The organism is Microcoleus sp. K1-B1, assembly GCF_036704705.1.
Taxonomy (GTDB): domain Bacteria; phylum Cyanobacteriota; class Cyanobacteriia; order Cyanobacteriales; family Microcoleaceae; genus Microcoleus.
Map to the genome: position 1 here is coordinate 1 of NZ_JAUBSH010000061.1, position 13,863 is coordinate 13,863.

Genomic DNA, 13,863 nt, shown 5'->3' on the forward strand with positions numbered 1-13,863 from the left:
AACGTCTTAAGTTTAACTCCAATTAGGTAACTTAATATTTTGTTACATAGATTGGTTTTTTCCCGCCTACCTACTTATAAATTGCTTTCAATCTCTGACGCAAAACTTTTCCACGCAGCGCACAAACATTTCTACACCCATCCCCAAGGCAGTTTCATCAAAATCAAAGCGCGGGTGATGGTGCGGGTACGCCAAGTTTTTCTCTGGATTTGCTGAACCCAAAAAGAAATAGCAACCTGGCACTTCTTGCAAAAAGAACGACATATCCTCGCCGCCCATTGTTTGACATTCTGGAACGATTCCCGCAGGAGTTTCGACAACTGATTCTGCCACGCCGCGCACCAATTCAGCTATTCTCGAATCATTAATAACTGGCGGATAAAGCGAACAATAATCTAATTGGTAATTAGCCCCGTGACTCTGACAAATTCCGGCAATTACTTGCTCGATTCGCTGTGCAAAATAACCTTGATATGCTCGATTGAAATAGCGCACCGTGCCACCGATTTGAGCGGTGTCTGCAATGACGTTGTGGGTGTGGCCTGCGTGGAATTGGCCGACAGTTACTACCGCTGAGTCGATCGGGTCAATGTTCCGCGCGACAATTGCCTGCAAAGCGCTGACAATTTGGGCTGTAACTACGATCGAGTCCACAGTCTGATGTGGCATTGCGCCGTGTCCACCTTTGCCAAAAATCGTGCAGTCAAAAACCTCGACAGCAGCCATCAGCGCGCCGCTGCGGACGCCTACAGTGCCCAAAGGTAGATTGTTCCACAAATGCAAGCCGACGATCGCATCAACATCAGGATTCTTCAAAACTCCCGCTTCAATCATCGGTTTTGCGCCTCCTGGCCCTTCTTCGGCGGGCTGAAAGATAAATTTTACTTTACCCGAAAAGCTGTGTTTGTGCTTGGCGAGATAACAGACAGTACCCAGGGCGATCGCAGTGTGGCCGTCGTGGCCGCAAGCGTGCATAATTCCATCATGCTGCGATCGATAATCCACCTCATTTTCTTCTTGAATAGGCAAAGCATCCATATCCGCCCGAATTGCCAACACCCGCCCCGGTTTGCCGCTGTCTATAGTTGCGACAATACCAGTTTTAGCAATATTAGTTTCATGATCTATGCCCCATTCCTGCAACTTTTGTGAGATAAACTGCGCCGTTAAATTTTCATCAAAACTCAACTCCGGCCTTTGGTGCAAAAGGCGACGCCATTCGACTAGCTGAGGCTGCAAATTTCTAATCTCCAGCCGCAATTGAGATAAATCTACAGAGGTTAAATTCGGTAAAGTAGAAACCATGTTTTATTCTCCTTATAGCAATTTGTAAAACTCTCTCTTTTCTTTCTCTGTGATCTCTGCGCTCTCTGCGGTTAAAAGAAAATCTTCTTCAATCCTATCTGATTTGTGCAGGAGATTTTTTTTATGAACCGCAGAGGGCGCAGAGTACGCAGAGAAAGAGAAGAATGAGAAAGAGAGGTGTTGAGAATAGCGTTATTTAGAAGTCTGAGGAACTAAATTAACCCCTGGCAGTAACTGTTCTAAATCTAAATCTGAAGCAATTTTAGCTAATTTAGCAAGGTCAGTCGGGTCATCTAAATGCGGCAAAATACCCAACACAGGTATTTGAGTCAGCGACTGAATCAAATCTACGGGCGCTAATTCGGCAATTTCTTGTTCAGAATAAGCTTTAACGCAATTGAGCACAATTCCTCTCAGCTTAAAACCAGTGTGTCTGGCGAGAGCAACATTCGCCACAGCTTGCCCGATCGCCCCCAACTTCACAGGTACTACCAAAACCCCCCTCAGCCGCCAATCCCTGGCAATATCGGCCACCGTCAGTTCCCACGTTACAGGCGATCCCAGCCCTCCCAAAGCTTCCACCAACACAAAATCCTTGCGCTCCGAGAGGCTTTGCCAAGCCGTCCAGACCTTTTCGAGTTCGATACGTCTCCCCTCCCGTTCCGCAGCAATCGGCGGTGCTAGAGGCGCATCAAAGTGCAGCGGATTGAGTTCTTCGGGGGATTGGTCGAGGGAAAACAAACGGGTGTAGAGTTCCCGATCGCCCGTTCCCGTTTGCAAGAGTTTCATAATTCCCAAACTGCGATCGGGAAAATACATTTGCCAATAAGCAGCCAGAGCGCTGGTCAAAACAGTTTTGCCCGCGTCGGTATCAGTTCCAGCAATTAGCAGCGAGTTCATTGGCAAATAGCTAACAATTAATTGGCATCAACCTCAGTCTAGGGGAATTTTGCCAGAAGTTTAGAGTTCTGGCGATGGTGCGGGTGTTGGTGCTGGTTCCGCTGACGGCGCGGGTTCCGGTTCCGGTTCCGGCGACGGTGCTGGTTCCGGTTCCGGTTCCGGTGTTGGTGCTGGTGCTGGTGTTGGGGCCGGTTCCGGCGACGGCGCGGGTGTTGGGGCCGGTTCCGGTGTTGGTGCTGGTGTCGGCGCGGGAGTTGGTGCTGGTGTTGGCGACGGCGCGGGCGTCGGTTTTGGTGCGGGAGTTGGTGCGGGCGCCGGTTTGGGCGCCGGAGTCGGCGCGGGCGTCGGTTTTGGTGCGGGAGTTGGCGCTGGGCTTGGTTCTGGGCTTGGTTCCGGCAAAGGTTCTGGGCTTGGTTCCGGCAAAGGTTCTGGGTTCGGTTCCGGCAAAGGTTCTGGGTTCGGTTCCGGCAAAGGTTCTGGGCTTGGTTCTGGCAAAGGTTCTGGGCTTGGTTCTGGCAAAGGTTCTGGGCTTGGGGTTGGCAAAGGTTGCGGGGTTGGGGTTGGCAAAGGTAGCGGGTTTGGTATCGGAGTTAGTGTCGGCGTGGGATTTATGAGTGCTGGGGGTGTCGGAGTGGGTTTGGGGCGCGAATTGTTGAGAAATGAGCCGACTAAAGCCCAGGAACCGAAGCCCGTCAAGATTACTAAGCCGGCCAGCAGTCCGATCGCAGCGATGGGATTGTCCCAAAAAGTGTCGCCAGCAGGCTCAATTAACGGGTCTGGCTGGTTTTGCGGGTGGGAACTCTGGGCGACTGGCTCTGGCGCCCTGCCTACGGCCACCGTTTGTATTAGCGAAGGATTTGGCGGCACCACTGCTGGCGGCGCGGGCGGTACAATTGGCGGGCTAGGTTTAGGATTAGTTTGGCCGTCGAGTGCTTGGGCGACTTCGCTGACAGATTGATATCGATCGCCTGGAGACCGGCTCAACATCCGATTCAGCACCAAAGCCAAACCCGTGCTCACCTGCGCTTGCTGCTGCCAATTCCACTGCAGCGTTGTTTGATCGAGCAATTCCTGCGGTTCTTTGCCTGTCAGCAGGACGATCGCCGTTACAGCTAAAGCGTAGAGGTCGCTGCTGGCTGTTGCCCGCCCGCTTTGCAACTGTTCCATCGGCGCGTAGCCGATTTTACCGACAGTTGTCGCGTGGGCTGTTCCTTCGGGAGACTGGACTTTGGTGGCAAGTTCCTTCACCACTCCAAAGTCAATCAGCACTGGCATTTGGTCGTTTTCCCTGCGGATGATATTTTCTGGGGAGATGTCGCGGTGGATGATGCCGCGGGCGTGGATGTGAGCCAGTACCGGCAGCATTTGCCGGATAAATACCAAGACTTCGGCTTCGGTGAAGGTGCGACCATTTGAAGTTCGATCGAGCAACAGTTCGCGGTAAGTCATCCCTTCCACGTAATCCTGCACTAAAAACAAACGCTGGTTCTCTTCAAATATTGCCCGAAACTGGGGAATTTGTGGGTGCCCAATTTGGTAAAGTATTGCCGCCTCTCTTTGAAACAATTCCTTCGATTTTTCCAAAACGTATGGCCCGCTTTGCACCGGAATCAATTCCTTCAGGGCGCAGCGTTCTTGAAACCGTCCCAAATCTTCTACTAAATAAGTCCGGCCAAATCCTCCTTGACCTAAAATATTCACCAAGCGGTAGCGGTTTTGTAGGAGAGTTCCAATAGCAATAGGTGGCTGCATAAGTTTAAGTAGAAACTGTTAAAAAATAGACGATCACTCACAGACTTAGTAATGCTAGGTCTTTCATGCTCTTGAGCAGACTTCACTCTCTGTAGTCCCCAGTCCCGACCAAAGTTAGTATTTTACATTTTTTTGACATTCTTGGACGCCATGATGGTCAGAAACCGGGTTTTTCACGAAAACACACAGGTTGCAACCCGCACATCCGATCAAAAACCCGGTTTCTGCGTCAATATCTCAAGGGAGAAATGCACGATTTTTCGTAGAAACCGGGTTTTTTGGCCTTAGCCCTAATAAATTGTCGCCCCCCGGCCTAACCCATACATCTCTATAAAGCTTGAGATGATTTATGGGAGATGTCTACTGACTACTGCCAACTGTCAACTGTCAACTGTCAACTGTCAACTGTCAACTGTCAACTGTTAAGCTTTGCTTTCACCATGTCTTGAATTCTGTTACCGTCTGCTTTGCCCTTAAGCTGCTGCATTGCCTTGCCCATCACCTTGCCCATATCTTTTGCAGAAGTAGCGCCAACCGACGCAATCACTTCGTCAACGACTTGACTCACCTCTTCATCTGACATTTGCGCGGGCAAATACTCTTCAACAATTGCTAACTCCGCTTCTTCTTGTGCCACTAAATCTTCGCGGCCACCTTTGCGGTATTGTTCGATCGAATCCCGGCGCTGTTTGGCTATTTGCATCAAAATTTCCATTTCTTGAGCTTCTGTCAGCGTTTCTTGCCCGGAAGGACGAAGGCTGACTTCTTTTTCGAGAATAAATTTCTTGATGCCGCGAACTGTTTCCAAGCGAACTTTGTCCTTGGACTTCATGGCTGCTTTGATTTCTGCGTCAATGCGTTCTCTTAAGCTCATCGATTTCTACCTTGCTTTGCCCGATATCAAAAATCTGAAGTATGCTTCCGATTCTTAACTTTTTTTACAGTATTTTCAAGTTTATTGCCTGTTGGTGGCATTTTCATCGCATTGAACCCAGATGCCTTGGGCTTTCAACTGAATTTGGGGTGGCTGCACTTGCAGCCTCAGCCCCAAATTGACTCACGCCAGAACTTTTAGACGCAGGGGCAGAAGTGCGATCGTACTTCTGCCAGTACAGAGTTCGCTAGAACTCACATCTTGCACCATTCTCAAGAACAGGCTTTTCGGCCTGTTCCACAAAGAGTAGATTTTCTTGTGGAACAGGCCGAAAAGCCTGTTCCTAAAAAGCTTATTGACAATGGTGCAACATTTCAGCTAGAACCCACATTCCACACCCTGGGGGTGCCACACAGCATAATTACGCAGAATGCTCTATATTTACAGTAATAAATTATGCCTTTAAAAAGTAAGTTATCCGTTAATGTACGGTATTCTCGTATAACTTATAGTTTTATTGGTGGATAAAAATAAGTAAAAACCGATTGTGACCGTTGAGTGTGCCGAAAGTGGGCTAGAAACCGGGTTTATCAGACATCTTTCTGCAAGTCCTATTCAATTCGGCTAACTTAACACTTGTGGTCGCCCCGAAAGTTAAATCTATTAAAAAATTGGCTGAATATTTCTAGTTTCAGATGGTAAGATAGCGATGGAATAAACGTCCTGCAAGAGGCCTGCTGTGATCCGTTCTGCTACTTTACCGCTTCCGCTTCCCGAGCCGCCGGTTTCCGCTCATGACCGTCTGCGGCTGTTCTCCGGTTCTGCTAATATTCCCCTCGCCCAAGAGGTGGCTCGCTATCTGGGGATTGATTTGGGGCCGATGGTTCGCAAGCGGTTTGCTGATGGGGAACTCTACGTTCAAATTCAAGAATCGATTCGGGGTTGCGATGTTTACTTGATTCAGCCAACTTGCTGTCCGGTAAACGATCGCCTCATGGAATTGTTAATTATGATCGATGCTTGTCGCCGCGCTTCGGCTAGACAAATTACTGCTGTCATTCCCTATTACGGATATGCTAGGGCTGACCGCAAAACGGCCGGAAGAGAGTCGATTACTGCAAAATTAGTGGCTAATTTGATTACGGAAGCTGGAGCCGGTCGCATTTTGGCGATGGATTTGCACTCGGCTCAGATTCAAGGTTATTTTGACATTCCTTTCGATCACGTTTACGGTTCGCCGGTGCTTTTGGATTATCTGGCGAGCAAGCAATTGACGGATATTGTTGTGGTTTCGCCGGATGTTGGCGGAGTCGCTAGGGCGAGAGCTTTTGCCAAAAAGCTTGGTGATGCTCCCCTGGCAATTATTGACAAGCGCCGCCAAGCTCACAACGTGGCAGAAGTGATGAATCTTATCGGTGATGTCAGGGGCAAAACTGCTGTGTTGGTGGACGACATGATCGATACTGCCGGCACGATTTCTGAGGGCGCGAGATTGTTGCGCCGCGAGGGTGCTAGGCAGGTTTATGCTTGTGCTACTCATGCGGTGTTTTCGCCTCCGGCGATCGAGCGTTTGTCTAGCGGGGTTTTGGAAGAGGTAATTGTTACGAATACAATTCCTGTGCCGGAAGAGAACCGTTTTAAGCAGTTGACGGTGCTTTCGGTAGCCAATTTACTCGGAGAAACTATTTGGCGGATTCACGAAGATAGTTCTGTTAGCAGTATGTTCCGCTAGATAGGAAAGGCGCTTTTTGAATGTTTGTTTTAGGGTGCGTTAACAAGAGTGTAACGCACCGTTTTTTTTGCGGATCTTGCGATCGTTTCCCGCAAGTAATCAGCCCAGGCTCATCTAAATTTTACTCTCAAGTCCCATCAAATTCTTGTGGAGTGGGCGTCCCGCCCGCCCGGAAAATACAATTTAGAGGTCGAACAGCTTATCAAGTTCCTCGGTAAAATAACGGTTATAAGTTTGTAGTGAGGACTAAAGCCCTCATAAAATTCGCTCGGACTTTAGTTCTCACTACGAACCAAGGTGACGATCGGCGATCGATCGCACTTGGTACCACCGGAACAAGAGATGGTAAAATTCTATCTTGTTGTTGGAAGAGGGCGAATTTTTTATATTCTAGATAAGTCTCATCACAATAAGGAGCCAATAGGGAAAAATCATGAAACATTCACTTGTACGAACAGTTGCCGCACTGGCAGGTTCAGCAATTTTAACACTAGGGGCGATCGGTTCAGCTAAAGCATTTACTTTTGACGAAACCGACATTAACCAAGACCGAGTAATTGTCATCGCCCAACCCCGCCCTTTCGGCGGCTACCAATTGCTAATTGTAGAACAGGTATCTGACAAGCGAAAATGCTGGAGCGAAAGTGGCTCTAATCCCGTGAAAGTCGATCCCTTATTAGTTACTTTTGATTTCACCGGTATTTGTGGCCGCGCAACTGACAGCAACGGCTTTTCAATTCGCATGGCCGGCACCGATTTAGCATTAAAATACACCCTGACTTTGGAAAGTGTTGATGGGAATGTTCTACTAATGGGAACCCCGGTAGATTACCAAGGTAAATCGGTGATTATCGGTCGCACAAACGGCGATGTTAACGACTTCATGAAAATCAGTCTCGATCCTGCTTGGCGCTTGAGTAAAAGAGCTTACCAAGGCCGCACATTAGGTCACTTTTATTTCACTACCAATCAATCCGCACCGGGAGAAATTGGCAATACCGGAGGCAATACCGAAGCAATACCACAGCCAATGCCGGAGGCAATACCAATACCAATACCAATACCGCAGCCAATGCCGCAGCCAATACCGCAGCCAATACCGCAGCCAATACCACAGCCAATACCGCAGCCAATACCGCAGGAAATACCAATACCGCAGGAAATACCAATACCGTAGGCAATACTGGCTTTTCTTCTACAACTCGGAGATAGTTACCGATGATATCTACGCTTCCGAAATTAAAGAAGCTGTGGGCTTTGGGTTTGTAGCCCGGTTTTATCAAAATAATACCTTTCGACCGCAACTTGCTGTTACCAGAGAGCAATTGGTATCTTTAGTTTGGGAATCCTTGAAATGAATACAAGGTGCTAATATCACATTTCCTAGCCATGTTTCTATCCGTCCATTTAGCGACGTTGGTATTTCCCGCTGGAGTGCCGGAAAAGTTCTATTTGCGCGGGACAACAAGATAGTTAGCGGCTATCAAGATGGAACTTTTAAACCTTCGCAGCCCGTCACTGGCGCTGAATTGATGGCGGTTCGCCGTCGAGCGGCGGAATTTGGTTTCTTGGCGCGGGGAATGCAGCCGAATTTAGTTGCTAAAGAGCCGTCTAAAACTTTTTTAGAATAACGGCTCATTAATGTCTGAAGGTATTGACGATATTGAGCTAGTCTGTCCCTTATACAATCACCTCATTTGTTGTTAATAGTTATATGTTGTACTCTTGTCAAGAACGGGCAAGATGCCCGTTCCACAAAATTTGATTTTATTGTGGAACGGGCATCTTGCCCGTTCCTAAACAAGTAATTGAGCCTGGTGCAAGATATCAGTTAATCAGGAATTTAGTCCTCAATACAAACCAGTTCGTAATCAGGACTTTAGTCCTCATCATATCGTTTTCTTGGTTTTCTTCTTAGATGGCTTTTTAGGAGTTTTCTGGACGGGGATTGTCTCTGATTCTTGCTGTGCGATGTCTGGGTTTACTTTACACAAGTCGTTCAAGGAAAGTTTTTGTTGCGATTCAAGTTCGTTTAGCAAGTTTGATGCGGTTTCTAATATTTGCTTTCCCTGTCTGACTTGAATAGTAGTTTTATTTTCGATCGCATCTAACAACACAAAAATGGAGACTGTTTGCCAAATATCTAAATCGTCGCCGATGACATCGCATTTAGACACAATTTTGCCGTTTTCGGGGACGTGAATTCCTAAGCCGGAAGCTTGAATTAACGGCTGGATTTCTGCTATACTTAAATCCGCAAGGTCGGTAATTTTATGATCGAGCCATACTAAATCTGCTAAATCGGGTAAGTTGAGCGATTCTGGCGTTAAAGCATCGAACTTGAAGGTAAGAGTTTGATTTAGTGGATCGGAAATGGCATAAATTGATTGAATTTGCGATCGACTAACCGCACCTTTATCAAAAAAATCTCTACCTTGCGGGGCGATCGCAATTTTCCCATTTTCAGCCACCTCCAAGCTTTCCAAACTAACCAGAGTCGCCGCCGTAGTCTTCACAAAAATTTCGTCTAACCCCAGCAAATCCGCCAATTCCTTCAAAGTTGGCGCAGGTTCAAACTCAACGCCCGCCCGCAAAATGAACTCTTCCAACACGTTAAACTGGCGCGGTTCACTAATCGCCACCTCCAGCGGAGTTTGGCGGATGGCGAAGCGGAATTGACGCGCCGCCAACACTGACAAACCCGGATTTTGTTGCTCAATTTGTTCCGCTAGCGAACTTAAATTCGAGTCTATGGGTTTAGTTGAGGACGCTAGAAACATCTACAAAACCTCCGCAGTGACGCACCGTTTTTGAAACTTCCTGATACATTTTTCCGACAGTACCTGTTTGTTGAGTAAATAAATCGTGGCAGCCGACAACTACCAGCAATTCTTGAGCACGAGAAAATGCCACATTCACCCGTTCCGGTTCCTTAGCAAATCCAATATCGCCCCTAACATTATTGCACACTGTGCTGACAATAATTACAGGTCTTTCCATGCCTTGAAATATGTCAACCGTACCAGTGCGGATGCTCAAAGCAGAGAATCTTTCGCCTTCGATTCTGTCTTTAATTGCATTTAATTGAGCAGCATAAAAAGTGATTATTCCGATTTCTTTCGGTGGTTCACCGTCGGCCACTTTGGGCTGCCAAGCTGTCTCCATTTGTTCGCACAAACGCTCGATCGCATCAATCTCCTTGACATTCAACCGCGAAGTACCCTGTTTTTCCTCTTCAAACCCTTGTCCGATCGGCGTTTTCACCCACAGAATGTGATTATTTTCTTGAATGATTCTACCTGCGAGGTTGTGGGCGCGTTTAGTGTCAGCTTCCTGAATGCCACAGTTGAGCTTTTGCTGGTAAAACTGATTGATGGCGCCCATGATTTGCGGGTGCATTCGATACTGAGTTGTCAGCATCTTTTTGATGCTGTCGCTGGCATTTTCAAACAATACTTTAAACAAAGATTCTTTTATGAAGCTAAGTTCGTCTCCGGTACAGCCGATGTCTTCGGCAATATCGTCGATCGTACTTTGATTAAACATAGGCGGCAATTGCCGGTGATCGCCCACTAATACTAACTTTCTGCCCTTCAAAGCGGGAATTAATAACTCTGGGGGAGTGCATTTGCTAACTTCGTCAATGATGACTGCATCAAAGCTGGGAAAGTTTTTAGTAAAATCGAAGCTAGCAGCTTGCACGCAAGTAATGCCGATTACGTTGGCATTGTCAATATAAATTTGCTTTAAATCGTTGCGGTCTTTTTCTGATGGATTTCGGAGTTTTTGAATCCAATCTGTCACAAACGTTTGAGAGCGATTTAGTGCTGTTTCTTCTTGTTCTAATTTCCGCTGCCACGTTTTGAAGAGACGCTTAATTTTGTTCAGAAAAGCTACGCTGAATAATCCTGTATTCGGAACTTCTGGCTGATATTGAGTCGGGATAGTTTGCCATGCTGACTCCCACCAAATTCTCTCGACAAGTAATGCTGCTGTTGGTTGCTGCTGTTGCAGTTGAGCATTAATTTCGCTCAATTCTGCTTGTAGTTGAGCGAGTTGCTGCTGCGAAGTTGCAGCCGCAATTTGTAGCGGGGATAAATGCTCGTCAAGAGTGTTTTTGATTGTCTCCAACACCCCAAAAGGGTCTAGCTCAGCAATTGATTTTTCAAGCTGAATCGCGCTTGCTTTCCAAGCCTCAACTTGCTTGACAAACTGCTGCGGTTGCTCCCAAATATTCGATTTTTGGGCGAGATATTGTTCGGATACAATTCGCAACTTTTCAGGTGCGTTTGGCTGTTGGACAATTGCTTGCAACAAATTAGTAACTTCGCTAATTTTTAAGTTAGCCTCTTGCTGCGCTGTTTCTACCTGAAGTTTAGCGGCTGATATTTCCTGCTGGTTTAAGGTTTGACCGATTTTATCTAATAATTGTTGCTGTTTTATAAGCTGCTGTTCAGTTTCGGTTTTTAGGGGAACCACGCACTGACGCGCATTGGCGAGGATACTGTGCAGCAATTCTTTGACTAGGCGATCGAAGGTAGCTTGGATATGATTTGGCTGCAAGGATTGACTATAAAATTGTTGAAGGCTACCCAAGAAAGTGCGAGCTTTTTCGATGATAAATTTGCGCTGACTTTGGCTGACTTGGGAGTAGCTGGCGAAGTCTTTGGCTAGTTGCTGCCACTGTGTACGATCGCCCGCAGAGAGCACGATCGGCGTTTGACTCAAATTTAGGTGCAAAAACTCGCTAAACCGGAACTGTTGCCCTTGTATGTCCTTAAAACCTGCGCTTTCTTCGTGGGATATCGCCTTTTGCAACCGATCCAAATCGGGCAAATTGATTTTGCATTTCGGCGGCACGATCGGCAATTTGAGCGATCGGGCAATTTTCAGCAATCCTGCGGGCAATTCTACCATATCATCCGTCAGCATTGCGCCCGTTTCCCAGCAAGTTTTCACGACTTCATAGAGCCCCGTATCTGCTGTCTCAATCCACTGTGCAACGGCGACGACAACGGCTGCAATTTCGGCTTTTCGCAGTTCCAAATTCTTGATTTTCTGTTCGAGATTGTGGCGGTGCGTCTGATTTTGCCGATCGCCCAATTCGAGTTGATTCACAGCATCCGACATCTGCCGCGACACCCGCAACGACTCCGCAACCGCCGACATAGCGTGACAAACATCATCAGCGCGATCGAATGCCGTCTTAAATTCCGATATTTGCGCTGCTACAGTTTCCTGAAGCCAAACCGCAATCCCAAACGCGCCGCAAGCAGGGCGATCGAAGCCTATTTGAATAGCATTGCTAGCGGCAATCCGAACATTTGCCATAAAGTTTTCTACTAAAACATTGCCTTCAGAATATGGTTTTAGTCGGGGCATAAACTCAGCCACTTCTGGAGATTCCCAGTTGACATTAGGCGCATCCAGCAGATTTCCTAACCCACTAACTAGAGATTCAATATCGTTTTTTTCAGTTAAATTCCGTTCATAATCTGCTGCTTGCTGGCTGCACTTTTCCTCAAGATTTGCTTTACTATCGTGCAGGTGTTTTAGTTCATTAAAAAAATCTCTCTCTGCGGCACTGTAGGCGGTAAATCGCTCTGATTCTGCCACCAACTGCCGCAAAGATTTGACATTAGTCAGGCGCTGCGAGAGCTTTTCTTCGCAGTCAGTCGCCGTATTTTGCAGCCAAGTGCCGATCGCATTTTCCTCTAAAAACGGCTGTCCTTCTTCCTGCACCTTATGAGCTTTTCCCTTCCGCAAAGCCCGAATCGCCGGATTGTGAACTAACCGACTCAAAGCATTGTCTACAGCCAAATTTGCTTGCGAAGCAATGAGCGTTTTGCCACCCTGACGGGCAATTTGATAGCAAATCTCCGCAATCACAGTCGTTTTGCCCGTTCCCGGCGGCCCTTGAATCAAAATTAAATCCCGCGCCGAAAGCACCGTTTCTACGGCCGCAAGTTGGTCGTCATTAGCATTGCGATTTAATAAGTTTTCCCGATCCAATTTAATCAGTTTTTCGGGCATTCTCGCCTGAGAAGAGTCGAATAAAAACTCACTCAAATAGGGATTTTGAGCGCGGCCATCTGTCAGCATTTTTAAAGCTTTTTTCTTGCGTTCAATCTGACTGATATCGCCCGCCGCCTCAAAATACAAGAATCCTTGTTTGGGCATTTGATATCTGCCGCCCGCCATGCGAGATCCTAAATCAACATCTAACTTAATCCGTAATTTACTATGTTCAAAGTCAATTTCCGCGATGCTACCCAATGTCTCTCCATCGCGGCTGCTTCTGCTTCCGGGCGGCGAATCAAACAGAATAATTTCTTCATTTCGCGCCTTTTTTAGCCTTTCGCGAAAGTCGCCCAATTCTAAGGGATTTTCCTCATAGCCATCAAGAGTTGCGGAATTACGCTCAATTTCAAAAGTGACGATTTTGAAGCCGGAACCGTAATTGTGTCCTCGGAAAGGTACACAAAATTGACGCGCTTCCGCAATGCGTTTTTCTACATTTAAAAAAGTATGCCAAACTTTTAGTTGTTCGGTAGTCGGTATGTGTCTGTCGTCCCAAAATGGCATTTGTTGGACGCGGGCGATCGACTTTACAGGAATTGGCGATCTACTCTTAGCCAAAAGTCGCAACTGAACCGGCAAAGAATACCCATCTTTCCTCCCTCTGGGAACCGCCACCAAACCAGCATCCAGCAGTTTTAAACCGCCAATTCCGTCTTCACAGCGTACAGTTGCTAACAACCGCAAAGTGCGATCGGCTTTTTGCAACAATTGGGGTAATTCAAAATCATCTCCATCCGTAGCAAGGAGCAATTCCCAGATTTCTTCTTCCGAAAATCTCTCATTTACCTTTTGGCGGCGCACGTAGAAAAGATTGTGGGATTTCCCAGCTATCTCCGACATCAGAATTTCCGCACGCTCTTTGCATTCCCAATCGCAATATTTCCCTAAAGCCGCTTCTCCTTCTATATCCCGAATAAACTTATTAATTGTGCGATCGCCACTAAATTTATATCCCCAATCTTCTGTTACTAAAGATGGCATATTTTGATTTTAGATTTTAGATGTTAGATTTTAGATTGGATTTAAGATTAGCACATCGGAACTTGTGCCGACACATTGGTGTCAATAACCAGCCTGAAATCCCTGAGAAATCTCGCTTTTCGCTGAGTCTAGATCCCTCTAAATCCCCTTAATAAGGGGAGTAGGGGTTGACTTTGATCACGCTCTTGTCCCCCCCTTATTAAGGGGGGTTAGGGGGGATCGAACTCTAACTGTCAAA

11 protein-coding genes and 1 pseudogene are annotated in these 13,863 nt (G+C 47.0%); 4 read left to right on the forward strand and 8 right to left on the reverse strand.

Annotated elements, in window-relative coordinates:
* Positions 1–87 precede the first annotated feature (87 nt).
* The 4 genes from QUA83_RS20270 to QUA83_RS20285 all read right to left on the reverse strand — a co-directional run bounded on the left by QUA83_RS20270 (position 88) and on the right by QUA83_RS20285 (position 4,831).
* On the reverse strand, positions 88–1,305 hold the full coding sequence (locus QUA83_RS20270; RefSeq protein ID WP_333295386.1) for a M20 family metallopeptidase: 1,218 nt from the start codon (positions 1,303–1,305) through the stop codon (positions 88–90).
* 192 nt (positions 1,306–1,497) lie between these two features.
* Complete coding sequence (gene bioD, locus QUA83_RS20275; protein ID WP_333295388.1) at positions 1,498–2,205, reverse strand: dethiobiotin synthase; 708 nt, start codon at positions 2,203–2,205, stop codon at positions 1,498–1,500.
* Between the two features lie 60 nt (positions 2,206–2,265).
* Positions 2,266–3,957 carry a serine/threonine-protein kinase gene (locus tag QUA83_RS20280; RefSeq protein WP_333295389.1) on the reverse strand — a complete coding sequence of 564 codons (1,692 nt, stop codon included), beginning with the start codon at positions 3,955–3,957 and terminating at the stop codon, positions 2,266–2,268.
* A gap of 415 nt (positions 3,958–4,372) precedes the next feature.
* Entirely contained in the window at positions 4,373–4,831 is a 459-nt protein-coding gene (locus QUA83_RS20285; RefSeq protein WP_333139456.1) for a GatB/YqeY domain-containing protein, read from the reverse strand.
* 739 nt (positions 4,832–5,570) lie between these two features.
* Here QUA83_RS20285 and QUA83_RS20290 point away from each other — a divergent pair.
* On the forward strand, positions 5,571–6,563 hold the full coding sequence (locus QUA83_RS20290) for a ribose-phosphate pyrophosphokinase (RefSeq protein ID WP_242716335.1): 993 nt from the start codon (positions 5,571–5,573) through the stop codon (positions 6,561–6,563).
* A gap of 226 nt (positions 6,564–6,789) precedes the next feature.
* Here the strand turns inward: QUA83_RS20290 and QUA83_RS20295 are convergent, their stop codons facing one another.
* On the reverse strand, positions 6,790–7,005 hold the full coding sequence (locus tag QUA83_RS20295) for a hypothetical protein (protein ID WP_333295390.1): 216 nt from the start codon (positions 7,003–7,005) through the stop codon (positions 6,790–6,792).
* Between QUA83_RS20295 and QUA83_RS20300 the strand changes: the two genes are divergently transcribed.
* The 3 genes and pseudogenes from QUA83_RS20300 to QUA83_RS20310 all read left to right on the forward strand — a co-directional run.
* Positions 6,997–7,740, forward strand: coding sequence for a DUF3747 domain-containing protein (locus tag QUA83_RS20300; protein ID WP_333295391.1), 744 nt, complete (start codon positions 6,997–6,999; stop codon positions 7,738–7,740). The genes QUA83_RS20295 and QUA83_RS20300 overlap by 9 nt on opposite strands.
* A gap of 61 nt (positions 7,741–7,801) precedes the next feature.
* Positions 7,802–7,921, forward strand: a complete 120-nt coding sequence (locus QUA83_RS20305) for an S-layer homology domain-containing protein (protein ID WP_445301794.1) — start codon at positions 7,802–7,804, stop codon at positions 7,919–7,921.
* 63 nt (positions 7,922–7,984) lie between these two features.
* Positions 7,985–8,035, forward strand: a pseudogene (locus tag QUA83_RS20310) (hypothetical protein); the annotation flags it as partial.
* A gap of 11 nt (positions 8,036–8,046) precedes the next feature.
* On the opposite strand, the gene QUA83_RS20315 reads toward QUA83_RS20310, so the two are convergent.
* The 3 genes from QUA83_RS20315 to QUA83_RS20325 all read right to left on the reverse strand — a co-directional run bounded on the left by QUA83_RS20315 (position 8,047) and on the right by QUA83_RS20325 (position 13,625).
* The gene (locus tag QUA83_RS20315; protein ID WP_333295393.1) at positions 8,047–8,202 is read right to left on the reverse strand and encodes a hypothetical protein; all 156 of its coding nucleotides are present in this window, start codon (positions 8,200–8,202) and stop codon (positions 8,047–8,049) included.
* A 250-nt stretch (positions 8,203–8,452) separates the two neighbouring features.
* Positions 8,453–9,343 carry a hypothetical protein gene (locus QUA83_RS20320; protein ID WP_333295394.1) on the reverse strand — a complete coding sequence of 297 codons (891 nt, stop codon included), beginning with the start codon at positions 9,341–9,343 and terminating at the stop codon, positions 8,453–8,455.
* Positions 9,321–13,625, reverse strand: a complete 4,305-nt coding sequence (locus QUA83_RS20325; protein ID WP_333295395.1) for an AAA domain-containing protein — start codon at positions 13,623–13,625, stop codon at positions 9,321–9,323. Before QUA83_RS20325 ends, QUA83_RS20320 begins: the two co-directional genes overlap by 23 nt.
* Positions 13,626–13,863 lie beyond the last annotated feature (238 nt).